Source organism: Kitasatospora sp. NPDC058444, assembly GCF_042721415.1.
Classification (GTDB): Bacteria; Actinomycetota; Actinomycetes; order Streptomycetales; family Streptomycetaceae; genus Kitasatospora.
The window spans coordinates 178,263-205,146 of record NZ_JBHXLL010000004.1; the positions used below are offsets into that span (position 1 = coordinate 178,263).

21 protein-coding genes are annotated in these 26,884 nt (G+C 74.3%); 12 read left to right on the forward strand and 9 right to left on the reverse strand.

The annotated features are described in order from the left end of the window. Positions 1–49 precede the first annotated feature (49 nt). Positions 50–1,642, forward strand: coding sequence for a PucR family transcriptional regulator (locus tag ACFWP2_RS07190; protein WP_380449250.1), 1,593 nt, complete (start codon positions 50–52; stop codon positions 1,640–1,642). A gap of 148 nt (positions 1,643–1,790) precedes the next feature. Here the strand turns inward: ACFWP2_RS07190 and ACFWP2_RS07195 are convergent, their stop codons facing one another. Further along, positions 1,791–2,924: an alpha/beta hydrolase gene (locus ACFWP2_RS07195; RefSeq protein WP_380449251.1), complete on the reverse strand. Its 1,134-nt coding sequence runs from the start codon at positions 2,922–2,924 to the stop codon at positions 1,791–1,793. 317 nt (positions 2,925–3,241) lie between these two features. Here ACFWP2_RS07195 and ACFWP2_RS07200 point away from each other — a divergent pair, with 317 nt between their 5' ends. The 7 genes from ACFWP2_RS07200 (at position 3,242) to ACFWP2_RS07230 (ending at position 11,115) form a co-directional block, all read left to right on the forward strand. Beyond that, complete coding sequence (locus ACFWP2_RS07200) at positions 3,242–4,255, forward strand: substrate-binding domain-containing protein (RefSeq protein WP_380449391.1); 1,014 nt, start codon at positions 3,242–3,244, stop codon at positions 4,253–4,255. After that, positions 4,252–5,298: an ABC transporter permease gene (locus ACFWP2_RS07205; protein ID WP_380449252.1), complete on the forward strand. Its 1,047-nt coding sequence runs from the start codon at positions 4,252–4,254 to the stop codon at positions 5,296–5,298. The genes ACFWP2_RS07200 and ACFWP2_RS07205 overlap by 4 nt, the downstream gene beginning before the upstream one ends. A gap of 8 nt (positions 5,299–5,306) precedes the next feature. Next, positions 5,307–6,224 (forward strand): ATP-binding cassette domain-containing protein, encoded by a 918-nt coding sequence (locus tag ACFWP2_RS07210; RefSeq protein WP_380449253.1) that lies wholly within the window; start codon positions 5,307–5,309, stop codon positions 6,222–6,224. After that, entirely contained in the window at positions 6,221–7,327 is a 1,107-nt protein-coding gene (locus tag ACFWP2_RS07215; RefSeq protein ID WP_380449254.1) for an ROK family glucokinase, read from the forward strand. Before ACFWP2_RS07210 ends, ACFWP2_RS07215 begins: the two co-directional genes overlap by 4 nt. 263 nt (positions 7,328–7,590) lie before the next feature. Beyond that, a complete protein-coding gene (ggt, locus tag ACFWP2_RS07220) occupies positions 7,591–9,381 on the forward strand; it encodes a gamma-glutamyltransferase (RefSeq protein WP_380449255.1) in 1,791 nt (596 codons plus the stop codon). A 75-nt stretch (positions 9,382–9,456) separates the two neighbouring features. After that, on the forward strand, positions 9,457–10,311 hold the full coding sequence (locus ACFWP2_RS07225) for an exodeoxyribonuclease III (protein WP_380449256.1): 855 nt from the start codon (positions 9,457–9,459) through the stop codon (positions 10,309–10,311). Positions 10,312–10,479: 168 nt separating this feature from the next. Next, positions 10,480–11,115: a hypothetical protein gene (locus tag ACFWP2_RS07230; RefSeq protein ID WP_380449257.1), complete on the forward strand. Its 636-nt coding sequence runs from the start codon at positions 10,480–10,482 to the stop codon at positions 11,113–11,115. Between the two features lie 78 nt (positions 11,116–11,193). On the opposite strand, the gene ACFWP2_RS07235 is transcribed toward ACFWP2_RS07230, so the two are convergent. Next, the gene (locus tag ACFWP2_RS07235; protein ID WP_380449258.1) at positions 11,194–11,949 is read right to left on the reverse strand and encodes a lysoplasmalogenase; all 756 of its coding nucleotides are present in this window, start codon (positions 11,947–11,949) and stop codon (positions 11,194–11,196) included. A 448-nt stretch (positions 11,950–12,397) separates the two neighbouring features. On the opposite strand from ACFWP2_RS07235, the gene ACFWP2_RS07240 reads away from it, so the two are divergent. Then, positions 12,398–13,990, forward strand: coding sequence for a DUF2398 family protein (locus ACFWP2_RS07240; protein ID WP_380449259.1), 1,593 nt, complete (start codon positions 12,398–12,400; stop codon positions 13,988–13,990). Between the two features lie 225 nt (positions 13,991–14,215). Here ACFWP2_RS07240 and ACFWP2_RS07245 read toward each other — a convergent pair whose 3' ends face one another. Beyond that, entirely contained in the window at positions 14,216–14,395 is a 180-nt protein-coding gene (locus ACFWP2_RS07245) for a hypothetical protein (RefSeq protein WP_380449260.1), read from the reverse strand. A gap of 120 nt (positions 14,396–14,515) precedes the next feature. Beyond that, positions 14,516–16,147, reverse strand: a complete 1,632-nt coding sequence (locus ACFWP2_RS07250) for a BCCT family transporter (protein WP_380449261.1) — start codon at positions 16,145–16,147, stop codon at positions 14,516–14,518. Positions 16,148–16,644: 497 nt separating this feature from the next. On the opposite strand from ACFWP2_RS07250, the gene ACFWP2_RS07255 reads away from it, so the two are divergent. Further along, positions 16,645–18,042, forward strand: a complete 1,398-nt coding sequence (locus tag ACFWP2_RS07255; protein WP_380449262.1) for a sulfite oxidase — start codon at positions 16,645–16,647, stop codon at positions 18,040–18,042. A 53-nt stretch (positions 18,043–18,095) separates the two neighbouring features. Here the strand turns inward: ACFWP2_RS07255 and ACFWP2_RS07260 are convergent, their stop codons facing one another. After that, positions 18,096–18,746, reverse strand: coding sequence for a TetR/AcrR family transcriptional regulator (locus ACFWP2_RS07260; protein WP_380449263.1), 651 nt, complete (start codon positions 18,744–18,746; stop codon positions 18,096–18,098). Positions 18,747–18,872: 126 nt separating this feature from the next. Then, the gene (locus ACFWP2_RS07265; RefSeq protein WP_380449264.1) at positions 18,873–19,781 is read right to left on the reverse strand and encodes an acyl-CoA thioesterase; all 909 of its coding nucleotides are present in this window, start codon (positions 19,779–19,781) and stop codon (positions 18,873–18,875) included. Positions 19,782–19,917: 136 nt separating this feature from the next. On the opposite strand from ACFWP2_RS07265, the gene ACFWP2_RS07270 reads away from it, so the two are divergent. Together ACFWP2_RS07270 and ACFWP2_RS07275 are read left to right on the forward strand one after the other, a co-directional pair. After that, positions 19,918–21,312, forward strand: a complete 1,395-nt coding sequence (locus ACFWP2_RS07270; protein WP_380449265.1) for an SWIM zinc finger family protein — start codon at positions 19,918–19,920, stop codon at positions 21,310–21,312. A 68-nt stretch (positions 21,313–21,380) separates the two neighbouring features. Further along, positions 21,381–24,128: a DUF6493 family protein gene (locus ACFWP2_RS07275; protein WP_380449266.1), complete on the forward strand. Its 2,748-nt coding sequence runs from the start codon at positions 21,381–21,383 to the stop codon at positions 24,126–24,128. 46 nt (positions 24,129–24,174) lie between these two features. Here the strand turns inward: ACFWP2_RS07275 and ACFWP2_RS07280 are convergent, their stop codons facing one another. The 3 genes from ACFWP2_RS07280 to ACFWP2_RS07290 all read right to left on the reverse strand — a co-directional run bounded on the left by ACFWP2_RS07280 (position 24,175) and on the right by ACFWP2_RS07290 (position 26,805). Next, positions 24,175–25,389 (reverse strand): MBL fold metallo-hydrolase, encoded by a 1,215-nt coding sequence (locus tag ACFWP2_RS07280; protein ID WP_380449392.1) that lies wholly within the window; start codon positions 25,387–25,389, stop codon positions 24,175–24,177. A 344-nt stretch (positions 25,390–25,733) separates the two neighbouring features. Further along, a complete protein-coding gene (locus ACFWP2_RS07285; protein ID WP_380449267.1) occupies positions 25,734–26,186 on the reverse strand; it encodes a MaoC family dehydratase in 453 nt (150 codons plus the stop codon). Positions 26,187–26,286: 100 nt separating this feature from the next. Continuing rightward, entirely contained in the window at positions 26,287–26,805 is a 519-nt protein-coding gene (locus ACFWP2_RS07290; RefSeq protein WP_380449268.1) for a pyridoxamine 5'-phosphate oxidase family protein, read from the reverse strand. Positions 26,806–26,884: the final 79 nt, after the last annotated feature.

Sequence of the window (26,884 nt, forward strand, 5' to 3'; positions counted from 1 at the left end):
CCCGCAAAGCCTTCGTCCTTCCCCCCAAGCCCCGTTAAGGAGTCCGCGGATGCGCGTCCGTGACCTGCTCGCCCCCGGTGCCCCGCGACTACGCCTGCTCGCGGCCGAGGAAGAGCTGGACCGGCAGGTCAGCGGTGTGATGACGACGGACCTCCAGGACCCCGGCCGCTACCTGCACGGCGGCGAACTGGTGCTCACCGGCATGCTCTGGCGCACCGTCCCGGCCGACTCCGAGCGCTTCGTCCGCACCCTCGCGGCCGGCGGCGCGGTGGCCCTGGCGGCCGGTGAGGCCGAGGTCGGACCGGTGCCCGAGGACCTGGTCGAGGCCTGCCGCCGGCACCGGATGCCGCTGCTCGCCGTCCCCGACGACATCGCCTTCGGCACCGTCACCGAGTTCATCGGCCGCCAGGTCTCCGCGGACCGCGCGGCCGACCTCGCCGCCCTGGTCGACCGGCACCGCCTGCTGGTCTCGGCGGCCGGCGGCGGCGGACTGGACGCGGTGCTGGACCTGCTCGGCGGCGACCTCGACCTGGACTGCTGGGTGCTCACCCCGACCGCCGCGGTGATCGCCGGCCCCGCCGACCGGCTCTCCGCCCAGGACCGCGACCAACTGGTCCGCGCCCACCTGGCCGCCCAGCGCCAGCGCCGCCGCCCCCCGCACCGGGTCCGGCTGGCGGCGGGCTCCTACTCGCTGCTGCCCGCCCCGGTCTCCGCCGAGCGCGAGGCACCGCTCGCCGACTGGGTGCTCGCGGTGGCCGGCGACGTCACCGAGTGGACCGCCAAGCGACAGCAGCTCGCCGAGAACCTGGCCCGGCTGGTCGCCGCCGAGCGCCACCGCCGCGACGAGGGCCGCCGGCTGCGCCGCCGCCTCGCCGACGAGGTGCTCGCCCTGCTGCGCCGCGACGCCGACCCGGCCGAGATCAGCCGCACCCTGTACGCCTCCTCGGCGATGGCCGCCCGCTACGAGGGCCCGGAGCCGAAGTCCCAGGCGGAGGAGGGCTCCTGGCTGGTGCTCAGCGCCGAGGGCACCGGCCTGCCGGAGGGCACCGTGCGGGCGGTGCTGGAGGAGGCGCTCGGCGGCGCGAACGACCGCGCCCTGGTCGCCGGGACGGGCACCGGCGCCGTGGTGGTGCTGCCCGTCCTGGAGGGCCCGGTGCCCGCCGACGCCTTGCGCGAGCTGCTCGCTCCGCTGGAGGCCGGGCTCGGCTCGGAGGGCCGGATCACCCTCGGGGTCTCCGCCCCCGCCTCCGGGGCCGGTGGTCTGCGCGGCGCCCTGGAGGAGGCCCGGCACGCCCGCCGGATCGCCGCCTCCCGGGTCGGCCGGGTCTGCGTGGCGGGCCCCGAGGAACTCGCCTCGCACGTCCTGCTGCTGGCCGCCGTCCCGGACGAGGTGCGCCGCGCCTTCCGCAGCCGGCTGCTGGACAAGGTGATCGCGTACGACATCGAGCACCAGGCGGACCTGGTCCGCACCCTGGAGGCCTTCCTGCGCTCGGACGGCTCCTGGACCCGCTGCGCCGCCCAGCTGCACGTCCACGTGAACACCCTGCGGTACCGGATCGGCCGGATCGAGGAGCTGACGGGGCGTGACCTCTCCCGGCTGGAGGACCGGGTGGACTTCTACCTGGCGCTGGAACTGGCCTGACGAGCCGGCCGGACGAACTGACCTGATGAACCGCCGGACGGACCGGCCGGAAGAACCGGTCCGGCGCCGCGCCCGGACACGCGGGAGGGCCCGCCGCGACCACGGTCGCGACGGGCCCTCCTCGTACGGTTCGCCCCTGCCGGTCGGCCTACTGGACCGGGATCACCGAGGTCAGCCACTGGAAGGCGCTCGGGACCATCTTCTTCCACTGCTCGGTCGTGTGCGGGCCGGAGCCCTCCTCGACCTGGACGGTGGTCGGGGCCTTGGCCGCGGCGCGGATCGCCTCGCCGTCCTCGAAGCCGTCGCCCTTGGAGCCGCTGACCAGCAGCGCGACCTTCGGCGGCTGCGCGGCGGTCTTCAGGATGTTGACCGGGTTGTTGGCCTCGCGCAGCTTGGCGTCCTTGCCGACCAGGGAGTCCGGCTCCTGCGCCGGGTCGTTGTAGCCGGACATCGCGATGGCGGCCCGGTACCGGTTGGGGTGGGACAGCGACAGCTTGGCCGCGCAGTGGGCGCCGGCCGAGTAGCCGGCGATCGCCCAGCGGTCCGCGGACGGGTCGGCGCGGAAGTTGTCCAGCACCATCTGCGGGACGTCGCGGGTGACCCAGGCGTCGGCGTTGATCTTGCCGGGGATGTCGGTGCAGCCCGCGTCCTGGTTGTTCAGCAGCTTCGTGCGGGGCGAGACCAGGATGAACGGGGCGACCTTGCCCTGCTGCATCAGCGGCTTGAGCTGCTCGGAGACCTTGAGGGTGCCGTACCAGGTGGACGAGGAGCCGGGGTAGCCCGGGATCAGCTCGACCACGGGGAACTTCTTGTCCTTGAACGCGGGGTCGTTGTACTGCGGCGGCAGCCAGACCAGCACCTCGCCGTCGACGCCGGACACCTGGCCCTTGAGCTCGGTCTTCTGGACGTCGTTCGGGACGAGCGGGTCGTTCACACCGCCGAAGCTCTGCTTGACCTTCGGCGGCTCCTTGGCGGCGTCGCCGCTCTGGCCGGGGGTGGCGGCGGCGGTCGGGTCGACCGGCGCCACCACGGGCACCGCGCGGACGTGGTTGCCGGTGCCGAGCAGGTCGTCCCAGTTGCCGTAGATCAGGTTGGCGTTGTTGACCATGACGAAGACCATCAGGACGGCCGTGACCTGGCAGAACATGATCATGACGATCCGGGTGAGGTAGCGCACCGGCTGCGGTCCGCCGACCTTCCCCCAGAACAGCAGCGCCACTGTGATGGACACCGGCACCAGGATGACGGTGAGGAGGAAGAATGGCGTGCCTGTCAGTTCCATCGAGTTCTCGTATCCGGGTCGCACGCCGCCCGGGCCCCACTCGCCCGGACGCACGTCAATGGCATCAGACGGTGGTGGACCGGTGATCGGTTGCCGTCCGAATCTGTGCGGAACCTGAGAGGAACATCACTTTCTCGCGATGAACCCGTTCGGATCGGCGCCTAAGTCTGCCACCCGGACAGATGACGTCCGGACCAGATGTTCAGCGAACTACCAGGAAAGGTCCCCCGGGGCACCTTACCTCCCAGGCCGTTCGGCCTGCCGGGCGAGGCGGTGCGATGGCGCGCGACCAGGGAAGGGAGACTATGGGGATGAGCATCACCCGCTTTCGCCCGTCCCGCCGCTTCTGGCCCGTGTGCGCCGTTCTGGCACTCGCGGTCACCGCGGCCGGTTGCAGCAGTACCGGAGGCAGACGCGCCGAGGAGGCCCGCGCCAAGGCCGCGGCCACCGGCGGCAGCGCCGTCACCACCCCGCGCTGGAAGGTCGCCATGGTGACCCACGCCGGCGCCGGAGACGCCTTCTGGGACACTGTGCGCAAGGGCGCCGAGCAGGCCGCCGCCAAGGACAACATCACCTTCCTGTACTCCAACGACGCGCAGACCCAGAACCAGGTCCAGCTCGTCCAGGCCGCCATCGACCAGAAGGTCGACGGCCTGCTGGTCACCCTCGCCAAGGGCGACGCCATGGCCGGCGTCCTCGCCAAGGCCAAGGCCGCCGGCATCCCCGTGATCACCATCAACTCCGGCCAGGAGTACTCGCAGAAGTTCGGCGCGCTCACCCACATCGGCCAGGACGAGTCCACCGCCGGCCAGGCCGCTGGTGCCGAGCTGGCCTCGCGCGGCCGCAAGAACGTGCTCTGCGTGATCCACGAGCAGGGCAACGTCGGCCAGGAGCAGCGCTGCTCCGGAGCCCAGTCCAAGGCCGGCGGCACCTTCCAGGTGCTCTACGTCAACGGCGTCGACATGCCCGACGCCCGCGCCGCGATCTCCGCCAAGCTCCAGGCCGACCAGGCCATCGACACCGTGCTGACCCTCTCCGGCCCGATGGCCGCCACCGGCCTCCAGGCCGTCCAGGACGCCCACCGCGACGTCGAGCTGGACACCTTCGACCTGGGCACCCAGGTGGTGTCCGGGCTCAAGTCCGGCAGCGTCGGCTTCGCCGTCGACCAGCAGCCGTACCTCCAGGGCTACACGGGCGTCGACCTGATCTGGCTGTACAAGTACAACCTGAACATGCTCGGGGGCGGCAAGCCCGTCGAGACCGGTCCGCAGATCCTGACCAAGGACAACGCCGACGCGCTCGCCGAGTACGTCGCGAGGGGGACCAGGTGAGCAGCCCCGACCTCCTCGCCCAGGACGGCCTGGTCGACGACCGTCCGGCGGCCCTGCGGCGGCTCCTCGCCCGCCCCGAGCTGGGCTCGCTGATCGCCGCCGTCGCGGTCTTCCTGGTCTTCGCCGCCGTCGCCGAACCCTTCCTGCGGGTCTCCTCGCTGGGCACCGTGCTGTACGCGGCCTCCACCATCGGGATCATGGCGGTGCCGGTCTCGCTGCTGATGATCGGCGGCGAGTTCGACCTCTCGGCCGGCGTGCTGGTCACCACCGCCGCACTGACCTCCTCGATGGTCTCGTACCAGCTCACCGCGGTGACCTGGGTCGGCGTGCTGGTCTCGCTGGCGACCACGCTGGCCATCGGCTGGTTCAACGGGTGGATGCTCGGCCGCACCAGGCTGCCCAGCTTCATCGTCACGCTCGGCACCTTCCTGATGCTGACCGGCGCCAACCTGGGCGTCACCAAGGCGATCTCCGGCACCGTCTCCACCAAGTCGATCTCCGACATGGAGGGCTTCGCCTCCTGCCGCTGGCTGTTCGCCTCCGAGGTGACCGTCGGCGGGCTGACGATCAAGGCCACCGTCTGGTGGTGGCTCGGTCTGCTCGTGGTCGGCAGCTGGGTGCTGCTGCGCACCCGCTTCGGCAACTGGGTCTTCGCGGTCGGCGGCGACGCGGACGCGGCCCGCGCGGTCGGCGTGCCGGTCGCCCGGACGAAGACCCTGCTCTACCTGGGCGTCGGCTTCGGCGCCTGGGTGCTCGGCCAGCACCTGCTGTTCTCCTTCGACACCGTGCAGTCCGGCGAGGGCGTCGGCAACGAGCTGATCTACATCGTCGCGGCCGTCATCGGCGGCTGCCTGATCACCGGCGGCTACGGCTCGGTGGTCGGCTCCGCGCTCGGCGCGCTGATCTTCGGCATGGCCAGCAAGGGGATCATCTACGCCCAGTGGAACCCGGACTGGTTCAAGTTCTTCCTCGGCGCGATGCTGCTGCTGGCCGCGCTGCTGAACGCCTACGTCAAGCGCCGGGCCGAGCGGGGGCCGCGATGAGCACCGCGATGAGTACCGGGACGAGCACCGGGATTCCGGCCGGCGACGAGCTGCTGTCGCTCGAGGGCGTCGGCAAGAGCTACGGCACCGTCCGGGCGCTGCAGGACGTCTCGCTGACCCTGCGGGCCGGTGAGATCAGCTGCGTGCTCGGCGACAACGGGGCCGGCAAGTCCACCCTGATCAAGATCATCGCGGGGCTGCACCAGCACGACGAGGGCACCTTCACCGTCGGCGGCGAGGAGGTTCGCCTCGCCTCCCCGCGCCAGGCCCTGGACCGCGGCATCGCCACCGTCTACCAGGACCTCGCGGTCGTCCCGCTCATGCCGGTCTGGCGCAACTTCTTCCTCGGCTCCGAGCAGGGCATGCGCCGCTGGGGCGGCCTGCGGCTGGACGCCGACGGGATGCGCGCCACCACCCGCGAGGCGCTCGCCCGGATGGGCATCGACCTGTACGACGTCGACCGGCCGATCGGCACCCTCTCCGGAGGGCAGCGCCAGTGCGTGGCGATCGCCCGCGCGGTGCACTTCGGCGCCAAGGCGCTGATCCTCGACGAGCCCACCGCCGCGCTCGGCGTCAAGCAGTCCGGAGTGGTGCTCAAGTACGTCACCGCCGCCCGCGACGCCGGGCTCGGGGTCGTGCTGATCACCCACAACCCGCACCACGCGTACCTGGTCGGCGACCACTTCACCCTGCTCAAGCGGGGCCGGATGGCGGGCAGCCATCCGCGTGCCGAGATCAGCCTCGAACAGCTCACCACCGAGATGGCCGGGGGCTCCGACCTCGCCGAGCTCTCGCACGAGCTGGCCCGGCCCTCCGTGTCCGGCCCCGGCGTCTCCGGCACCTCCGTCGCCGGCCCCGGCGTTTCCGGCCCCGGCGTTTCCGACCCGTCCGATTCCGACCCCCGTGAGGAGCGTCCGCAGCCGTGACCAGCTCCCAAGGCAGCACCCGGCCACCCGTCCTGCCCACCCTCCTCGGCCTCGGCCCGCGCGCCGAGCGCCGCCGCCGCGCCCTGCCCGCCGGGATACTGCGGCTGCCCACCATCGGCGTCGACATCGGCGGCACCAAGGTGGTCGCCGGGGTGGTGGACGGCGAGGGCAAGGTGCTGGAGAAGCTGCGCACGGACACGCCGCACAAGAGCAAGAGCCCCAAGGTCGTCGAGGACGTCATCGTCGAGCTGGTGCTCCAGCTCGCCGACCGGCACGACGTCCACGCCGTCGGCATCGGCGCGGCCGGCTGGGTCGACGCCGACCGCTCCAACGTGCTGTTCGCCCCGCACCTCAACTGGCGCAACGAGCCGCTCCAGGAGGCGCTCAGCGAGCGGCTGCGGTTCCCGGTGATCGTGGAGAACGACGCCAACGCGGCCGCCTGGGCCGAGTGGCGCTTCGGCGCCGGGCGCGGCGAGGACCACATGGTGATGCTCACCCTGGGCACCGGCATCGGCGGCGCGGTGGTCCGGGACGGCTACGTGGACCGCGGCAAGTACGGCCTGGCGGGCGAGTTCGGGCACATGCAGGTGCTGCCCGGCGGCCACCGCTGCCCGTGCGGCAACCGGGGCTGCTGGGAGCAGTACTCGTCCGGCAACGCGCTGGTGCGCGACGCGCGCGAGCTGGTCGCCGAGGAGTCGCCGGTGGTGCAGCCGCTGCTGGCCCGGGCGGGCGGCACGGTCGAGGGCATCACCGGCCCGCTGGTCACCGAGGCCGCCCAGGACGGCGACCCGACCGCGACCGAGCTGCTCTACGAGGTCGGCACCTGGCTCGGCATCGGCATCGCCAACCTGGCCGCCGCGCTGGACCCGGGCCGCTTCGTCATCGGCGGCGGGGTCTCCGAGGCGGGCGACCTGCTGCTCGGTCCGGCCCGGGACACCTTCCGCCGCACCCTCACCGGGCGCGGCTTCCGCCCGGAGGCAGCCATCGTGCACGCCGCCCTCGGCAACGAGGCGGGCCTGGTGGGCGCGGCCGACCTGGCCCGGCAGGTGGCGCGGCGCTTCCGCACGATCAAGCGGCGGCGCGTGGAGCGCAGCGCGCTGTAGCGGGGAGGCGGGGCCGCTCCGGTCGGGGCGCTGACAGGGTTCAACCGACAGAGTTCAACCGACAGAGTTCAGCGAACAGCTTTCAGCCGACAGCTTTCAGATGACAGATTTCGTTTTCTGTCATCTGAAAGCTGTCGGCTGTTTCGTGTTCCCCGAACCCCCGTCGCCCCGTCAACTACCGGTTGGTAGCGGCGCGGTGTGGTTGTCGGATGATGCCTCCTGTGGAACAACTGATGAGTTGACGTCGACTCAGGAGGACTCGCATGAGAGCTCTGCCCCGTCTCGCGCCGTCTCTGTTACTCACCACCGCGCTGGTCTGGTCCGGTGTCGGCCCGGCCGGCGCCGCGGCCCCGCCGTCGAAGGTGCCGGAGGCGGTGGGCCGGGGCGGCGCGGTGTCCACCGTCGACGCGGACGCCACCGCCGCCGGCATCGAGGTGCTGCGCAAGGGCGGCAACGCGGTGGACGCGGCCGTCGCCGCCGCCGCGGCCCTCGGGGTCACCGAGCCGTACTCCTCCGGCATCGGTGGCGGCGGGTACTTCGTCTACTACGACCACGCCACCGGCCGGGTGCACACCATCGACGGCCGGGAGACCGCCGGCCGCACCGCCGACACCGGCCTCTTCCTGGAGGACGGCAAACCGCTGGCCTTCGCCGACGCCGTCACCAGCGGTCTGTCCGTCGGCGTCCCCGGCACCGCCGCCACCTGGGACACCGCGCTGCGCAAGTGGGGCACCCGCTCGCTCGCCCAGAACCTCGAACCGGCCGAGCGGATCGCCGACAACGGCTTCGTCGTGGACGACACCTTCCGCAAGCAGACCGCCGACAACTACGCCCGGTTCAAGGACTTCCCGGCCACCGCCGCGCTCTACCTGCCGAACGGCAAGCCCCCCGAGACCGGCACCCTGCTGCGCAACCCCGACCTCGCCGCCACCTACCGGCTGCTCGCCAAGGACGGCGTCAAGGCCTTCTACCAGGGCGAGTTGGCCGGGGACATCGTCAACACCGTGCAGCACCCGCCGGTCGACCCGGCCTCCGGCCGCAACGCCCGCCCCGGCAAGGTCGACGCCACCGACCTCGCCGCCTACCGGGTCCGCGACCAGGCGCCCACGCACGTCTCCCACGGCGACTACGACCTCTACTCGATCGCCCCCTCCAGCTCCGGCGGGACCACCGTGGGCGAGGCGCTCAACATCCTGGAGGACGGCGGCGACGTCTCGACGTACAGCGCCACCCAGTACTACCACCACTTCCTGGAGGCCTCCCGGATCGCCTTCGCCGACCGTAACCGCTGGGTCGGCGACCCGGCCTTCAACGACGTCCCCGTCAAGGAGCTGCTCTCCGAGCGCTACGCCGCCTCCCGGGCCTGCCTGATCAGCCCCGACCGCGCGCTCACCAGTCCGCTCGCCCCCGGCGACCCGCGCCACCCGGCCGACTGCGAGAGCGCCGGCCCGGCCGCGGACGAACCGTACGAGGGAACCAACACCACGCACCTGACGGTCGCCGACCGCTGGGGCAACATCGTCTCGTACACGCTCACCATCGAGCAGACCGGCGGCAGCGGCATCGCCGTCCCCGGTCGGGGCTTCCTGCTCAACAACGAGCTGACCGACTTCAACTTCACCCCGCTCTTCCCCGGCGTCCCCGACCCCAACCTGCCGGGCCCGGGCAAGCGGCCGCGCTCCTCGCTCTCCCCGACCATCGTGCTGCGCGACGGCGAGCCGCTGCTCGCCACCGGCAGCCCCGGCGGCGCGACCATCATCACCACCACCCTCCAGGTGCTGCTCGGGCGGCTCGACCGGGGCCTGAGCCTGGAACAGGCCATCGCCGCGCCGCGCGCCAGCCAGCGCAACACCGCCACGACCCAGGCCGAGCCCGGCTTCCTGGCGCTGCCCGAGCGGGCCGCGCTGGAGGGCCTCGGACAGAGCTTCGTCAACGGCGGCGAGATCGGCGCCGCCACCGGCGTGGAACGGCTGCCGGACGGCCGCTGGGTGGCCGCCGCCGAGCCCGTGCGGCGCGGCGGCGGCTCGGCCGCGGTGGTCCGGCCCGCGCGCTGATCGGACCGGCCTGTCGGTGCCGGACGGTATGTTCGGGGTGGGCCCGTCCCGTGAGGGGCGGCCCACCCCGTCCGCATGTCCGTCCGCACCTCCGTCCGCACCGAACCCCCGGGAAGGCCGCCCGCCGTGACCGTCCGCATCGCCACCTGGAACATCAACTCCGTCACCGCGCGGCTGCCCAAGCTCCTGGAGTGGCTGGAGGGCGCCAAGCCCGACGTGCTCTGCCTCCAGGAGCTCAAGTGCGCGGCCGACGCCTTCCCGTACGAGGCGGTCCGCGAGCTCGGCTACGAGACGGCCGCGCACGGCAACGGCCGCTGGAACGGCGTGGCGATCGTCTCCCGGCTCGGCCTGGACGACGTCGTGCGCGGCCTCCCCGACCAGCCCGGCTACCTCGCGGACGGCGCCCTGCTGCCCGAGGTCGAGCCGCGCGCCATCGCCGCCACCTGCGGCCCGGTCCGGGTCTGGTCGGTCTACGTGCCCAACGGCCGTGAGGTCGGCCACGCGCACTACCAGTACAAGCTGGAGTGGCTGGAGGCGCTGCGCAAGGCCGCCACCGAGGACGCCGCCGGCGCCCGCCCGTTCGCCGTCCTCGGGGACTTCAACATCGCCCCGACCGACGAGGACGTCTTCGACGCCGTGGCCTTCGAGGGCCTCACCCACGTCACCCCGGTCGAGCGCGCCGCGCTGACGTCGCTCGGCGAGATCGGCCTCCAGGACGTGCTGCCCCGCCCGCTCAAGTACGACCGCCCGTACACCTACTGGGACTACCGCCAGCTGGCCTTCCCCAAGAACCGGGGCATGCGGATCGACCTCACCTACGCCAACAAGCCCTTCGTCGACGCCGTCACCGACAGCTACGTCGACCGCGAGGCCCGCAAGGGCAAGGGCACCTCGGACCACGCGCCGGTCGTGGTGGACCTCGACCTCTGAGCGGCGCCGCGGGCGTCACGCCGGGTGAGGGGCCGTAACCCGAACGGTCGTGAGCGCTGGCCGGGGCCGGGGCGGGTCCCTACCGTCGGTGAATGACCGGGTGCGGTCGATCGACCACGTGGACATGGGAGTCCCCCGGCCGCACCCGAGAATCCCGGAGGTTCCGGCATGCGCCCCATGCGTACGGCCGCCGCCGCACTGATCGGCGCGACGGCGCTGACCGGCCTGACGGCCCCCCTCGCATCCGCCAGGGATGGTGCGGCCTCGGTCAGCCCGTCCCAGGCCGCACCGGGCCAGACCGTGACGGTCACGGTCGCCTGCGAGAAGTCGGACAAGCCCGACGCCAAGACCATCACCGCCCGCTCCGCCGCCTTCGAGGGCGGTCCGGCGACCCTCACCCTGGGCCCCGACGGCAAGCACAGCGGCTCCGCCCGCCTGGTCGGCGAACACGCCGGGGACAGCAAGGTCGACGGCACCTGCCCGGACGGCGGCGCCTTCGCGACCACCGTCACCGTCACCACCGCGGCCGCCACCACCCCGGACAAGAGCGCCGACAAGAACCCCGACAAGAACCCGCAGAAGAACCCCGACAAGAGCCTCGGCGAATGGGGCGAGGCCGCGGGGGAGTGGGCCGGTTCGCTCGGGCAGTCCGGCGCCGGCAGTCAGCAGGTCGCCCCGCACGGCTCGGTGCAGACCGGCCTCGGCGGCTCGGTCGCGTCGAACCCGGCGGAGCTGGCCGGCGGCCTCGCGCTGGTCGCGGGCGGTGTCGGCGGCTTCTGGCTGCTGCGGAGGCGCGGTGCCTGAGGGCCTCACCACCGCGCGCCCCGTGCGCCCCTGTGCCGCGCCGCTGGATCCCACCGGGACCGGCGGCGCGGAGGCGTGTCACGCGGGCAGCGGCCCGGCGCTCCCGTAGCGCTCGCTGCCCGCGCCGGCCTCGCTGCCCTCGCGGTGGAGCCGGTCCTGGTGGCGGAGGGTGCCGTCGGCCAGCAGGTACTGGGCCAGCACGTAGGTCGCCATGATCCAGAAGTGATGGCCCGGCAGCTCCCGCCACTTCGCCAGCTGGGTGGCGATCAGCGTGTCGGAGAGCAGGAACAGTGCCCCGCCCAGCCCGGTCCGCCAGCCCAGCCCGGCCGAGGTGACGGCCGTCGAGGCCAGCAGCAGGCTGTAGCCCGCCACCGGGACGCGCAGGTCCCCGAGGTCCGGCCAGAGCTGCCCGACCAGGGTCACCCAGGCCGTCGCGTACGCGGCCGCGACCATCAGGGCCCGGCGGCGGTCGGTGAGCGCGCCGCGCTTGACGAACATCGTCACGTAGCAGACGTGCGCCGCCGCGAACGAGCCCATGCCCGCGAGGAACGCGGGCTCGTTCTTCAGCTGGAGCAGCACGTCCCCGCCCGCACTCAGCAGCAGTGCCGGCGCCAGCAGCTTCGGCGCCTCCTGCCCGGCCTGCTTGGCCGCCGCCACGCTCTGCGCGGCCAGCAGCGGCATCAGGGCCGGCTTGGTGGCGTTCCGGAGCACGGAGGCGCCGGAGGCGATCGCGCCCAGGTGCGCCACCGAGGTGGCCGCGAAGCCGCCCAGCAGGCCGGTGGCCGAGCGCAGTCGGGCCCCGAGGCCGGCGCGGTTGGTGGTACGGACAGTCATGCGTGCGCCTCCCGGTGAGCCGTTGCTTCGGACCCGACCCTAGAGGAGCCGGATCGGCGACGGAAGGGCGGGTTACCGGTGCGTAACCCCGACGGGTGCGCGGCGGTGACGGGGCGGCCGGCCGGCGGAGCGCGGGCCCCCGCTTCGAGGGCTCTTGCGGAGAGTTCCTCAGGAGGGCGGTTGCTGCCGTCGGGTGGCCCGGGCACCGTCTAGTCTGGACCCCGACATGGATCAGCAGGACTACGCGGTCGGCGCCACCCGGGTGGCCGGCCGGCCGGACGGACGCGCGGGCGGGGCAGGACGGGGAAGCGCCGACGCCGTCCTCGCCGTACGCGAAGCCGGTCCTGACGGCGGCCCTGACAGCGTTCCCGGCCCTGGTTCCGAGACCGGTTCCGATGCCGGTCCTGGAGCCGGCCCCGGAACCGGCCCCGTCGGCAGGGGGCCTGGGGTGGTCGCGGCGAGCGGTGCTGACGACGCGCAGGCGCCGGCCCCCGCGGCCGTCGACGTGACGCTCTCGCCCGACCCGGGACTGCTGCGCCTGGCCCACTGGTTCGCCGCCGCCACCCCCGGCACCGCCGACGACCTCTGCACCGCCTCCTTCGGCCTCTACCCCGCCCGCCACCTCGGCGCCACCGCCGAGCCTGCCGCCGATCCCGGCGTCAGCTGGTGGCACGGCCCCACCGCGCACTCCGCCACGCCCCTGCGTCCCCGGGAGGACCGCACCGACGGCGGCCTTCGCCGCGCCCGGCGCGACGACGCCGCATTGCCCGTCGTCCGGTCAGGTGCCAAGCCGGGCAGGCCGGGCCGGCACCGCAGGCCCGAGCCCACGCGGGTGACGCCGCTCACCGTTGTGGCGCAGGATCGTTCCGGCGAGGAGCTCCCGGCTGCCGAACGCCGGATCGCCGCCCGGCTGTTGCTCGCCCATCCACTGGTCACCGCCTCCGGTCCGCACGCCGACGGCTTCCCGCTGATCCGCCGTCACCGGGACTGGCTGGCCGAGCGGTTCGACACCCTGCTCGGCTACCGCCTCGTGGTCGGCCCCTGGCACGCCCGGCTCTGCAAGGCCGGCCTCGGCCCCGATGCCTCCCGGCGACTCGAACACCCCGTCACCGGAGCGCCGTTCACCCCGGCCGGGTACGCCCAACTCGCCCTCGCGCTGGCCCTGTTGGTCGACGCCCCGGAGGAGCTGGACTACCGGCGACTGCTCGACGCGATGACCGCCGCCGCCCCCGAACTCGCCGCCGAACCGGCCGATCTCGGCATGGCGCTGGCCGCGCTGGCCGGCTGGCAGGTGCTCGGCGAACTGCCGACCGACCCGGCCGACGACTCCTTCGTGCTGACCGTGGACCGCGAACTCGCCCGGGCCGTCCCGGCCGGCCCGCCCGCCCTCGCCGACGACGCCGCCGACCTGATCCGCCGCGCCGCCCACGCCGAGCCCGCCACCGCCGTCCGCCGACTGCTCGCCGAGACACCCGCCGTCCTGGCCGCCGACCTCCCCGAGGACCACCGCGCCTGGCTGCAGGAGCACCGGCTCAGCGGCCCGGCGGCGCTCGCCGAATTCCTCGGTCTGGAGGCCGAACTGCGGGCCGAGGGCGTCGCCCTGCTCGACCCGGCCGCCGAACTCACCGACCTCGCCCTCCCCGGCGCCGGCACCGTCGCCCAGGCCGCCCTGCTGCTGGTCGAGCGCCTGGTCGAGGAGGTCCGCCCACTGCCCGGCGAGGCGGTGGCCGGCGACGTCCCGATCCCGGACGCGTTGATAGACGGCGTCCTCGGCGACATCGCGGACGAGTACGGCCTGCCCGCCCGCTACCTCGCCGACCGCACCGCCCTGCGGCGCGACGCCCTCGACCTGCTCCACCGCCTCGCCCTGATCGCCCCCACCCCCCACCCCACCCGCCCCCCGGCCTGGCGCCTGCGCCCCCCGGCCGCCCGCTACGCCCCGGCACCCGACCTGCACCCCTCGCCCGGCACGGGGCGCCACTCCCGCCCCGGCCCGCTGATCCCGCCGCCGGCCGGGGCCCGCGCGGAGCAGTGGGCGTAGCGGGGGCGCCGCTCGCGGGTGGGGGAGCCTGGCTCCTGGGCCCCGCCCGTCCGCTCGCTGCGCTCCGGCGCCTGGCCGGTATCCCACGCCCCGCCCCGGGGCGTTGATCCCGCCGCCGGCCGGGCCGCCGCTTGCCGCCGGTGCGAGACGGAGGCGGGCCGGGAAGCAAGAAGCACCGGGTCCAGGAGGGGGACCGCGGTGCTGGTTGAGGCGGGTGTCGGGGTGCTACTTGCTGGCGGAGGCGCTGGCGAGGGGACCGTGTTCGACGGTTTCCAGGGTGGCGCCGACGCCCAGGGTGCCGAGGGCGATGGAGGCGAGGACGGCGGTGACGGCGAGCAGCCGGCGGTGCCGTTGGGGCAGGGGGAAGCGCGGTTCCTGGTAGGGCGCCTGAGGGTTGGCGTTCATGACAGGGAGGTTTCCAGGGCGGCGTGAACGGTCGGTACGCGCGGGTGAAGTCCGGACGGGGGTTGGGCGTCGGTTGGCCGCATAGGCCCCGACCGTCGCCGGCCGGGGCGTCTGCGCAGGTCAGCGGCGCGGACTCGACTCGCCGACGACCTCCCGGACGGCGTCCCGCAGACCGTGCGGCGGGTGGAAGCGGGAGGGCGCGGCGGCCGGGTCCTCGCGGAGTTCCTTCACCAGTGAGACGCACAGCAGCAGCATCACCACCACGAACGGCAGCGCGACCAGGATCGTCGCGTTCTGGAGCGCGGTCAGCCCGCCGGCCAGCAGCAGGGCCGCCGCCACCCCGCCCATCAGCACGCCCCAGACCACCACCAGCCAGGTGCGCGGGTGCAGCGACCCCCGGCTGGAGAGCGAGCCGAGCACCAGCGAGGCCGAGTCGGCGCTGGTGATGAAGAAGGTCATCACCAGCAGCACCGCGACCACGCTGGTCACCGAGCCGAGCGGCAGCGAGCGCAGCATCTCGAACAGGGAGGCCTCCGGGCCCTGCGGGATGGTCGCGACCAGGTCGGCCGCCCCGGTGGTGACCAGCCGGATGGCGGTGCCGCCCATCACGCAGAACCAGATGACCGTGGCCCCGCTGGGCACCAGCAGGACGCCGAGCAGGAACTGCCGGACGGTGCGGCCGCGCGAGATCCGCGCGATGAAGGTGCCGACGAAGGGCGCCCAGGAGAGCCACCAGGCCCAGTAGAAGATCGTCCAGGAGCCCAGCCAGCCCTCGTCGGTGAAGGCGCCGGTCTGGGTGGACATGGCGAGCAGGTCGGAGAGGTAGCCGCCGACGGAGGAGGGGATCGCGTCCAGCGCGAACACGGTCGGGCCGAACACGAAGACGAAGACCATGATCAGCGAGGCGAGCACGACGTTCGCGGTGGAGAGCCACTTCACGCCCTTGTGCACCCCGGAGAACGCGGAGACCACGAACGCGGCGGTCAGCGAGCCGATGATGACCAGCTGGGCGTTCTGGGTGTTGCGGACGGAGGAGATGTAGCCGAGCCCGTCGGCGACCTGGAGCGCGCCGAGGCCGAGGCTGGTCGCGGAGCCGAAGACGGTGGCGAACACGGCCAGCAGGTCGATCGTGCGCCCGGCCCAGCCGTCCGCCCCGCGCTGTCCGATCAGCGGGACGAAGGCGGCGGAGATCCGGTTGCCCCGGCCCTTGCGGAAGGTGGTGTAGGCGAGGGCCAGGCCGCCGACGGCGTAGATCGCCCACGGGTGCAGGGTCCAGTGGAAGAGCGAGAACTCCAGGGCCTGCTGGGCGGCGGCCGAGCTCTGCGGTTCCAGGCCCGATCCGGGCTGCGGGCTGGCGAAGAGCTGGAGCGGTTCGCCGACGCCGTAGAACATCAGGCCGATGCCCATGCCGGCGCTGAACATCATGGCGATCCAGGCGAGGGTGGAGAACTCGGGCTCGTCGTCGTCGCGGCCGAGCCGGATCCGGCCGAAGCGGCTGAACGCGAGCAGCACGCTGAGCACCAGGAAGACGTCGGCGGCGACCACGAACAGCCAGCCGAAGTTGTGCAGCACCCAACCGAGCGCGGTGTCGGAGGTGCGGCCGAGCGAGTCCTCGGCGAAGACGCCCCAGGCGACCACCGCCAGCACCAGGGCGGCGCCGATGCCGAACACCGCCCGGTCGGCCGGAAGGGTCGCGGCGGGTTCGTCGGGCTCCTTCGCGGGCTGGTCGGGCGGGGGCGGCTGGGTGCTCATCGGATGGACCTCTCGACGTGCTCGGCGCGTTCGGACTGTTCGGACCGCTCGGATCCCGCTGGGACCTCGTCGTCCCGTGCGGGACGCTCGGAATCAAGCTGTATGCCGCACTATGTCCAGTTCGCTCCGCGAGCGACGGGACGGCGCGCCGGGGAGGCGGCTGGTCGGGACCTACGTCCCGTCAGGCCGCCTTTCCCTCCCCGTGCTCCTGCCCGTGGTCCTTCCCGTGGTCGTGCTCGCGAGGAACTCCGGTGCCACGTCGTGCAGTTCGGGCAGCGCCTCGGCCGCCGGCCGGTGTCCGGACGATCCGGGCGAGCGGGGTGGCCGACACGCGGTGCTCCTCTTCGGGCCGGGGTTTCGCCGACGGCGGGCACGGTAGGTGTTCACACCAGTGGGAAACCGGAGAGCGCGAGCCCGTCCAGGACGGCCTCCGGGCCCCGGCCCTGGTTTGCGCGCCCCGGCGAACCGCCTACGCTGACACGGAAGGAAACCCGTTCATGGACGACGAGGTCCGCACTCCGAACGAAGCAGCCCCGGTCCCGGCCGCCCCCGCGCGGCACGTCCGCGAGGACGGCGTGGACCGCCGGACGCTGCTGCGGATGGTCTCCGCCGCCGGGGTGCTGGTCGCGCCGATCCCGGCCGCCCCGCTGCTCACCGCGGGCCGGGCGGCCGCCGAGGAGGTGCCCGTGCCCAGGTCCCTGCCCGGGTCGGTACCCGGATCCGTTTCCGGGTCCGTTCCCGGGTCCGTTCCCGGGTCGACGCCGGGGGTGGTGCCCGGTCCCGTGCCCGGGATCGTCAAACCGCTGCCCGCCGAGTGGTTCGTGCCGCACGGCACCAACGCCGAGATGCGCTGGGACGCCTTCCGCGACGCCGACGGAAGTGCCGCCGTCGGCCGCCACGTGCCGGTGGAGCGGTTCTTCGTCCGCAACCACACCAGCACCCCGCTGATCGACCCCGACACCTGGAGCCTCAAGCTCTTCGGCAGCGGTCTGCGCGGCGCCCCGACGGCCGAGCGCCCGGTCGAGTTCGGCCTGGAGGACCTGCGGGAGCTGCCGTCCACCCGGATCAGCGCGCTGATCGAATGCGCCGGCAACGCCCGCAGCTACTACCTCAAGCAGCAGAGCCAGCCCGTTCCGGGCACGCCGTGGACGCTCGGCGGCGTCGGCTCGGCGAGCTGGCGGGGCGTCCGGCTGGCCGAGGTGCTGCGGGCCGCCGGGCTGACCGCGGCGGCGGTGGACGTGCTGCCCACCGGCCTGGACCCGGACTACGTCGTCGGCGGCACCAACTACGGCCCGGTGCGCCGCCCGCTGCCGATCGCCAAGGCACTGGACGACGTGCTGCTCGCGTACGAGATGAACGGCGAGCCGCTCACCCCGGACCACGGCGCCCCGGCCCGGCTGGTGGTGCCCGGCTGGGTGGGCATCGCCTCGATCAAGTGGGTGGGCAGCATGGAGGTCGCCGCCCATCGGCTGTACTCGCCGTGGAACACCGACTTCTACCGGATGTTCGGCCCGGACTACCCGCCGGGCGGCGGCGCCCCGCTCACCGAGCAGGTGGTCAAGTGCGCCTTCGAGCTGGCCGCGGGCGCGCGGCTGGCGGCGGGCCGCGAGCACCGGCTGCACGGGCGCTCGTGGTCCGGGGCGGCGGCGGTGCGCCGGGTCGAGGTGAGTGCCGACGGCGGCCGGACCTGGCGGCGCGCCGAACTGCGTGACGAGCCGAGGGCCGACGGCTGGGTGCGCTGGAGCATCGGCTGGCGCCCCGAGCGGCCCGGCCCGTACGAGCTGCGCGCCCGCGCGACGGACCGCCGGGGCAACACCCAGCCCGAACGGGCGGTGTTCAACCGGGAGGGCTACCTGTTCGGTGCGGTGGTCGCCCACCCGGTGACGGTGGTCTGAGCCGCGCCGGCCCTCTGAGCCGCGCCAGCCCGCTGGGTCGCGCCGGCCGGGGCTCAGCCGGTGGACTGGACCTCGTACGGGGCCGGGTACCGCGTCTCGTACGGGGTCAGCACCAGCCGCACCACGTCCTCCAGACGCCGCCGGGCGTCCCCGAGGGTGGTGCGGCCGGTCACCCAGGCGGTCAGCTCGCCCTGCCAGGCGTGGGCGACGATGTGCCGCACCAGGTCGCTCGCGGCGGCCGGCACCTCGGCCGTCACGGCCTGCAGGGCGGTGCTGTCGGCCCGGGCCATGCCTTGCAGGGCCTCGCTGGCGAACGGGTCGGTGGAGGCGGCCACGGCCACCCTCAGCCGCGCGAGTTCGGGCTGCCGCTGGTAGGCCCGCATCCCGCCCCGGACGAACCGGACCGCCCGGTCGGTGGCCCCCAGCCCGGCTCTCGGCCCGCGCAGCTCGGCCACCAGGTCGGCCAGCAGCAGGCGATGCCATTCGGCGATCGCCGCAGCCAGGAGATGGTCCTTGGAGGAGAAGTAGCGGTACGCCGTCCCCAGGGCGACTCCGGACCGCTCGCAGACCTGCTTCATCTGCATCCGCTCGACGCCGATCTCGTTCACCAGGGCGAGCGCGGCCGCGATCAGGCCTTCGCGGCGTTCGAGCTGACGCGGAGACATCGCCTCCACCGGCCGTGGTGACAGGTCAACCTTGGTCACCCGCACCATGATACGGGCCGGGGCCGCTCAGGAGTATGACGCCGTCCGGCCCCCTTCCGTTCGTCGGGCGGTCACCGGGGCGCCCCGGGGGTCGGGCCGGCCTGCCGGGCCTGCCGACCCGGCCTGCTAGCCGAGCCTGCGGACCAGGGCCTCCTGGGCGGCCGAGGCGACCAGTCGGCCGTCCAGGTCGTAGAACTCGCCGAGCGTCAGGCCCCGGCCGTCCGAGGAGGTCGGGCTGCGCTGGGCGAACAGCAGCCACTCGTCGGCCCGGAACGGGCGGTGGAACCAGAGCGTGTGGTCCAGCGAGGCCAGCAGCAGCCGGGGCGGCCCGGGGCGCTGGAAGAAGTTCGGCTGCTCGTTCAGCCCGGCGGTGGAGGCCAGGGTGAGGTCGGCCAGGTAGGTGAGCGCGCCGGCGTGCGCCAGCGGGTCGTCGTCCGGGAGCGGCGTGGTGGTGCGCAGCCAGACGAACTGCTGCGGCATTCCGGGGACGGCCGGCGGGAGGCCGGGAGCGTCTGACGGCACGAAGCGCAGTTCGAGGTCGCGGAAGCCGCTCGATTTCCGCGCCGCCTCGCGCAGTTCCCCGGGCCAGCCGGAGAGCGCGTCGGGCAGGGAGTCCGGTCCGGGCACCGGGGGCATGTCGCGGTGGCGCTCGTCGGTCGACTCGGGGCGCTTGAAGGAGGCGGTGAGGCTGAAGATCTCGTGCCCGTCCTGGACCGCCCGGACCCTGCGGGCGGAGTAGGTCACGCCCTCGCGCAGCCGCTCGACCTCGTACGTGAGCGGTCGGGTCGGATCGGCGGGCAGGAGGAAGTAGCTGTGCAGGGAGTGCACCGCGCGCTGCCCCTTGCAGGTGCGTCCGGCGGCGACGAGGGCCTGGGCGGCGACGTGGCCGCCGAAGGCGCGCGTGGGGGCGCCCTCGTGGCACTGGCCCCGGAACGTGTTCTCGTTCAGCTGCTCGATCTCCAGCAGCCCGGCGAAGGACGTCGCCGGGCTGGGCTCCTGTTCGGCCGGGATCCGCTGTTCAGTCAGGTCGGTCACGGGCCCATAGTGGCAGAAGCCAACCGTGCGGCGATGTGACCTGGGTAACGCCCGAGGGTCTGGAAGGTGGATAGAACACGTTTCAGTTGGTGGTCGGCGCGAGGGATTGTCAGTGACCTCACCTAGCGTGCTCGGCATGACGCAATCCGCACACGCGTACGCCTACCTGCGTCCGTCCGCCGTCCTGGACGGCGTCGGCGGCCGCAGCCTCGACCTGGCCACCTCCGGCGGCGCCACCCCGCTCGGCGCCGCCGCCAACCCGCGCTTCTTCGCGGGCTTCCTGGCCGATCCGGCGCCGGCCGCCGCCGCGCTGCTCGCGGTCGCGGACGTCGCCGCCGCGCGCTACCACCAGCCGCAGCTGCGCGCCTCGCTCGACCCGGTGGTCACCGCCAACGGGGACCGGCTGCGCTTCGAGTCCTTCTCGGGCTGCTGCGGCGTCTACGCCCGGCTCGACGTGCTGCGGGCCGGGCTCGACGGGGACGAGATCGGCCACGGCACCACCAACGTGGACGTCAACAACCCGCTGCGCGAGGCGCTGACCAGGATCGGCCCCGCCGACCCGCTGCACCTCGCGGTCGGGCCGGACGCGCTGGAGGTCACCAGCTTCGACGGCCCGCTGGTCGAGAAGAAGGTCCCGCTGCCGGAGCGCTGGCTGCGCGGCTTCGCCGAGACCCAGGTCGTCGCCGCCGGCTTCGAGCTGCGCGCCGAGCTGCCCGCCGCCGAGGCGGTCCGGTTCCTGCGCTCGCTGCCGCGCTCCGGGCGCGGCGGGCGGGCCGGCGTCGGCTGGATCGTCCCGGCCGGCAAGGCCCTGCGGCCGACCACCCGGCCGGTGCCGGGCGCGGTCTGCCTGCCCGGGCCCGAGCGGCTGGTGGCGCTCCAGCGGGTGCTGCGGCACGCGCTCGCCCTGCGGGTGTACGGGCCGGTGGCGGCCGGGGAGCCGACCGCCTCCGCCTGGGAGGCGGTGCTGCCCGGCATGCGGCTGACCCTGACGCTCTCGCCCGACGCCTCCCGGGGCTTCTCCGGCGAGGGAGGGGTGCTCGACTCGCTCGCCACCGGAACGGCCGAGCGGGATGCCGAGCTGATCGCGGTGCTGCTCGCCTGGGAGCCCCGGATCGAGGTCGGGGACCTCGCCGCCCAGTCAGGGCTGAGCCCCGAGCGGGTCCGCGCCGCGCTCACCCGGCTGGGCACCGCCGGGCAGATCGGGTACGACACCGCCGAGGCCGCGTACTTCCACCGGCAGCTCCCCTACGACGCCGGGCGGGCCGAGGCGGCCAACCCCCGGCTGCGGGCCGCCCGGGCGCTGGTCGAGGCGGGCGCGGTACGGCTGGAGGAGGGCGGGGCGACCGCGGTGGTCACGGTGGACGACCACATCCAGCGGGTGCGGACGGACGAGTCGGGGCGGCTGAGCTGCACCTGCCTGTGGTGGGGCAAGTACCGGGGCGGACGCGGGCCGTGCAAGCACGCGCTGGCGGTCGGGATGGTGCGGGAGTCGGCCGCCGGGGCCGCGGAGGCGAAGGGGGCCGGAGCGTGAACCGCAGCGTGAACCGCAGCGAGAACAGGAGCGGGAACAGGAGCGGGAACAGGAGCGGGAACAGGATCGTGGGCCGGAGCGAGATCACGGGCGTGGACCGGGCCGAGGACACGACGGCGGGTGCCGACCGGCGCGGTCCGGTCGACGAACTGCTGACGGCCGTCCGGTCCGGACGGCTCGCGCGAATACCGGAGCTGCTGGCCGCCTTGGACGCGGCCCAGCGGCGGGACTGCCTACCCGCCTTCAAGGAACTGCGCAGGGAACTGCGCCAGGACTGGTCGCGGGAGGCCGTCGAGGCCAGGGCCAGGCTGCTGGTGGCCGGGGCCGGCTGCCACGCCGGGCCGGCCGGCGCCGCCACCTGGCTGGCGGGCGGTGACTTCAGCGGCCGTCAGTGGGCCCGGAACTCCGTGCTGCACCAGGTCATCGAGGCGCAGCCGGTGGAGTGGCAGATCGAGGTGGTCACCCGGCTGGCCGCCCGGCCGACCCGCTCCTGGGGCTCGTCGATGTACCCGGTGATCGAGGCCGTCGTCCGGCGCACCGGCTGTGAGGTGCCGCGCTCGGAGGCCTTCGTCCGGGGCTGGATGGACCGCGCCGACGACCTGGGCGGCGCGCGTCCGCCGCTGGCCGAGAAGCTGCGCGAGGACGGCTTCGCCCCGGTCCTGCTGCCCGAGGTGTTCGAACTCGCGGACGTCGGCTGGCAGCTGACCTGCCGGTACAGCCCGCGCCCCGGCGACGTCTGGACGGAGGCGATCGGCGCCCTGGCCGCGGCCGGCGTGGTGGACCGGGCCGACCTGCTCGACCGCTGCCTGGCCCGGCTGCTGCGCGGCGGCAAACCGGCCGACCAGCGGGCCTTCCTGGAGGTGCTGCGGGCGCTCGACCCGACGCCCGGGGAGTACGCGGCCCGGGTGCGCGACGTGGTGGCGCTGCTGGACGGCCTGTCGGTGCTCGCCGGGCACGCCCAGGAGGTGCTCGCCGGGCTGGACGAGGCCGGGCTGGTCGAGCCCGAGGTGCTCGCCGAGGCCTCGGCGGTGGTGCTGTTCCGCAGTGAGAAGAAGCTGGTCCGCGCCCAGCTGGCCTGGCTGGAGAAGGCCGCCCGGCGCTCGCCCGAGCGCTCCGGCCCGGTCGTGCTGGCCGCGGCCGAGGCCTTCGGGCACCCGGACGCGGCCCTCCAGGAACGGGCGCTGAACGTGGTGGCCCGTCACCTGAAGGCGGCGGGGCCGGCGGTGGTGGCGGAGCTGCGAAGCGCCGCCGAGGCGCTGAACCCGGTCCACCACCAGCGGGCGGGCGAGCTGTTCGGCGCGCCGGTCGGCGGTGACGAGGACGATCCGGACACCGGGTGGAACGAACTCCTCCCGCCGGCCCCCGAACCGCGCCCGCTCGACGCGCCGATCGCCTCGGCGGCCGAACTCGCGGAGGAGCTGTCGGCCCTGCTCGCCGCGCGCGAGCCCGGCGTGGCGGCCTTCGAACGGGTGCTGGACGGGCTGGTCCGGCTGACCCGCCTGGACCGCAGGGCGCTGGCCGAGGCGGTGGAGCCGGTCCGCCGGGCGCACCCGTGGAGCGGCACCGGCGGCTGGGGGGACTGCACGCCCCGGGAGATCCTCTACGTGGTGGCCGCGGTGGCCGGAGAGACCCCGCCGTGGAAGCTCTGGGACTACCTGGGCGGCAAGGGCCGCTCCGCGCTGCGCGGAGCGCGCACCACCGTGCACGGGGCCGTCCTCGCCGCCCGGCTGGAGGAGGCGGCCCGGCAGATCGTCCAGGGCTCGCTGCCGTACCTGCTCGCGACCCCGACCGACGCCACCGGCGCCCTGGACGCGGCCGTGCTGGTCGAGCGGATCGCCGGGTACGAGGCGGCGGACGTCACGCCGGGGAAGGCCGACCTCTCCCAGGCCCTGCTGCGGGTCGGCGCCGCGGACGAGGCGGTGCTGGCGGCGGCCGAGGCGCTCGGCTCCCCGGCCGGGCGCCGGGTGGCGCACTGGCTGCGCACCGGCGGTCTGCCCGGGCAGCCGTCCGAGCGGGTGCTGTTCGCTCCCGGCAAGGGGCTGCGGCGCGCCAACGTGTACGGGGACCGCTGGTGGGAGGACATCGAGCGGATCGCCGTGGCCCAGCCGGGCATCGGCGCCGGGCCGAAGGGGCCGGGCGGCGAGCGGCTGACGGCCGAGCTGCGGGCGCTGCTGGACGGCACCGAGCCCAGCGTCGCCCGGGCCCGCACGGTGTACGACTGGAGCTGGCGGCCCGTCGAGCACTGGTTCGCGATGCTCCCCTGGCACCGGGAGGAGCTGGCCGCGCGCTGGCTCGACCCCTTCGCCGAGGGCGCCGACCGGGATGAGCGCGGCGCCGCGCGCCACCTTCCGCTGCTCGCCGAGGCGGGCGGTCCGGCCGGGCTCGCGCTGCATCTGGCGCTGGCGTACGGCCTGGGCGCCCGGCACACCGAGGACCGGACGGCGGCGGTGGACGCCCTGCTGGTGCTCGCCGCGCGCGGCGACCTGGACGGTGGGCTGCTCGGGCGCGAACTGGGCGCTCTGGTGGCCTGCGGCACGGTGATGGCCGGCCGGCTGGGGGCGGCGCTCACCCTGGCGGCGGAGACCGGGGCCCGGGCGACGGTCTGGTCGGTGCTCGGGCCGGCCCTGCCGGGCCTGCTGGGGGCGGCCGACCCGTCGACGCGCGGGCTGGGTGACCTGATCGCGCTGGCCGCCGACTGCGCCCGGCGAACGGGCGCCCGTGGGCCGGTCGCCGAGGTGACGGCGGTGGCCGAGCGCGCGGGTTCGGGCCGGGTGGTCAAGGAGGCCCGGGCACTGCGGGACGTTCTCGCGGGCTGAGGGGGGTGGATGGGGGGCCGTGGCGACGGCTGTCAGCTGACAACTTTCAGCGAACAGATTTTGAAATCTGTTCGCTGAAAGTCGTCGTCTGTTCGCGCTCCTCCGCAGCCCCCGCGGCAGCCCCCGCAGTCCCCGCAGCCTCCGCCTCCGACCGCTCGCCGACCAGCGGGGAGATGCCCCGCGGGGTGGCGGCGACGGCCCGCCACCACAGGCGCAGGGCGGGAGGGTCGGCGGGCTCGAAGGGCTTGCCGGGGCGGGGCACCGCGAGCCGGGCGCCGAGCGCCTGGGCGGCGGTGACCACCCGCTCGGCGGGCTCCTCCCAGGGGTGCAGCGCGAGGTTGAAGGTGCACCAGTGGATCGGCAGCAGAAGCTCGCCGCCCAGGTCCAAGTGCGCCCGCACACCCTCCTCGGGGGTCATGTGCACCTCGGGCCAGAAGTCGCTGTACGCGCCGACCTGCATCATCGTCGCGTCGAACGGGCCGAGCCGCCGGCCGATCTCGGCGAAGCCGGGGAAGTAGCCGGTGTCCCCGCTGTGGAAGATCCGCTGCCCGCCACCGGCGACCACCCAGGACGCCCACAGGAACAGCGCGCTGGTGCGCGGCCCGCGGCTGCAGTAGTGGCGGGCCGGCGTGGCGGTCAGCGTCAGCCCGGCGACCTCGGCCGACTCCCACCAGTCCAGTTCGACGATCCGCCCGGTCGGCACGCCCCAGTGCTCCAGGTGCGCCCCGACCCCGAGCGGGACGGCGAACACCGCGCCCGTCCCGATCAGCGCCCGGACGGTGCCCATGTCGAGGTGGTCGTAGTGGTCGTGGGAGACCACCACCACGTCCACCGGCCCGAGTTCGGACAGCGGCAGCGGCACCGGGTGCAGCCGCTTGGGCCCGGTCCAGGAGAACGGGGAGCAGCGCTCGCCCCAGACCGGGTCGAGCAGGACCCGCCGTCCGCCGATCTCCGCCAGGACCGTGGCGTGCCCCAGCCAGGTCAGCCGCAGCCCGGATTCCGGCGGCGCGGCCAGGTCGCCGGGGAGCAGCCGGTGCACCGGCACGGCGGCGGTCGGCGTGCGGCGGGTCTTGTCCCCGGTCAGCTGGGCGCGGGTGATCTCCAGCGGGCTGCGCTCGTACACCAGGCGGCGGGTGGGCACCGGGTTGCGGAAGGCGCCGTCGGCGAACTGCGGGGAGCGGCGGATACGGGCCAGCCGCTCGCCCCTGGGCTCGGCGCCGAAGGCTTCGGTCCGGATCCGGTGCCAGGCGGCCCGGGGCAGTCCGGCCGGGCCGGGGACGGCGCGCTCGGCGGCGGGGTCGGTGGACGGCGGGGCGAACAGCGCGGACAGACCGGCGAGGCGGGAGAACCACGGGGCGGGGCGGGGCACGGCTCCTCCAGGGACGGTCACGGCTACCGGGCGTGCCGGGGCGCGCAGCGCAGTGGCGCATGGGGCTGCTGCGATGCGACAACCATCTCGTCGGAGATTACTCGCCATGGGCCGTCCGGACCTGGTGGAGGGCCCGGCGCGGTCCAATCGGCGTACCTCGGCACGGTTCAGGCGCGGGCCGGTGCCCGGCTCCGGCCCGCTCCGGAACCGGCCCGCTCCGGCCCGGCTCCGGAGCGTCAGACGTAGAAGCGGGTGATCGTCTCCGCGACGCAGTGCGGCTTGGCGCTCCGCTCGCTGGTCACGGTGAACCGCACCACCGCCTGGACACCGCCCGGCACCTCGGTGGCCGAGACCAGCTCGGCGGTGGCCCGGATCGCCGTGCCCACCGGCACCGGAGCCGGGAAACGCACCTTGTCGGAGCCGTAGTTCAGCGCCATCCGCACGCCCTCGACGGTGTAGCACTCCTTCGCCAGCACCGGGATCATCGACTGGGTCAGGTAGCCGTGCGCGATGGTGGAGCCGAACTGGCTCTCCTTGGCCCGCTCCGGGTCCACGTGGATCCACTGGTGGTCACCCGTCGCCTCGGCGAACAGGTCGATCCGCCGCTGCTCGATGGTGTGCCACTGGCTGGTGCCCAGCTCGGTGCCGACGGCGGCGGTCAGCTCGGCGAGGGAGGCGAAGGTCGTCACGGTGCGCTCCTGGTGGGGACGGGCCCGGGCAGGGATCAGGACGCCGGAAGCGTATGCCTACCCACCGGTATCTGTCAGGAGTCGAACGGAAAACCGGTGTTCACGGGCCCGGGGTCATGGGCCCGGTACTCACGGGCGGAGCGTTCACGGGCGGGGTGCTCACCTGCCCGGTGCTCGGCTGCCGCCGGGTCCGGCGGCCCGGGGCGCCCGGCCCGGTCGGGAACAGCCGGCGGCCGCTGACCAGCTCCGGCACCAGTGCGATGAACAGCGGCTCGGGATCGCCCACCCAGGGCCGCAGGCCGGAGCGCAGCACCCGTCGGACCTGCTCGGGATCGCTCACCACGTCGGCCCGCCCGTGCACCAGTACGCTCCACCCGGTGCGGGTGACCGGGTCCAGCAGATCCGCCTGGAAGGCCACCACCGTGCCGTCGAGCCCGCGCGCGGTGGCACTTCCCCGGCGTACGGCGAGCACCAGCCGCCCGTCCAGGACCTCGAAGGAGACCGGCAGGACGGCCGGCAGTGCGTGCTCGGTGTACACCACGCGCCCGACGGGCACGGTGCTGAGCAGCCGCAGGCACTCGGCCTCGCTCAGGGTCTCCACACGGTCCTCACGCTCCATGCGTCCGATCGTCCTCGGTCGGTGCGCGCACCGATAGGGCCCATGGTCCCTGAGCGGGCGGGCCGGGAGCCCCGTCGGA

Bases quoted from the DNA above. Each gene is read 5' to 3' on its own strand.
- ACFWP2_RS07250 (WP_380449261.1), bottom strand. From the start codon at position 16,147: ATGAGCACCCAGCCGCCCCCGCCCGACCAGCCCGCGAAGGAGCCCGAC.
- ACFWP2_RS07270 (WP_380449265.1), top strand. From the start codon at position 19,918: ATGACGCAATCCGCACACGCGTACGCCTACCTGCGTCCGTCCGCCGTC.
- ACFWP2_RS07210 (WP_380449253.1), top strand. From the start codon at position 5,307: ATGAGTACCGGGACGAGCACCGGGATTCCGGCCGGCGACGAGCTGCTG.
- ACFWP2_RS07190 (WP_380449250.1), top strand. From the start codon at position 50: ATGCGCGTCCGTGACCTGCTCGCCCCCGGTGCCCCGCGACTACGCCTG.
- ACFWP2_RS07235 (WP_380449258.1), bottom strand. From the start codon at position 11,949: ATGACTGTCCGTACCACCAACCGCGCCGGCCTCGGGGCCCGACTGCGC.
- ggt (WP_380449255.1), top strand. From the start codon at position 7,591: ATGAGAGCTCTGCCCCGTCTCGCGCCGTCTCTGTTACTCACCACCGCG.
- ACFWP2_RS07230 (WP_380449257.1), top strand. From the start codon at position 10,480: ATGCGCCCCATGCGTACGGCCGCCGCCGCACTGATCGGCGCGACGGCG.
- ACFWP2_RS07195 (WP_380449251.1), bottom strand. From the start codon at position 2,924: ATGGAACTGACAGGCACGCCATTCTTCCTCCTCACCGTCATCCTGGTG.
- ACFWP2_RS07255 (WP_380449262.1), top strand. From the start codon at position 16,645: ATGGACGACGAGGTCCGCACTCCGAACGAAGCAGCCCCGGTCCCGGCC.
- ACFWP2_RS07245 (WP_380449260.1), bottom strand. From the start codon at position 14,395: ATGAACGCCAACCCTCAGGCGCCCTACCAGGAACCGCGCTTCCCCCTG.
- ACFWP2_RS07225 (WP_380449256.1), top strand. From the start codon at position 9,457: ATGTCCGTCCGCACCTCCGTCCGCACCGAACCCCCGGGAAGGCCGCCC.
- ACFWP2_RS07290 (WP_380449268.1), bottom strand. From the start codon at position 26,805: ATGGAGCGTGAGGACCGTGTGGAGACCCTGAGCGAGGCCGAGTGCCTG.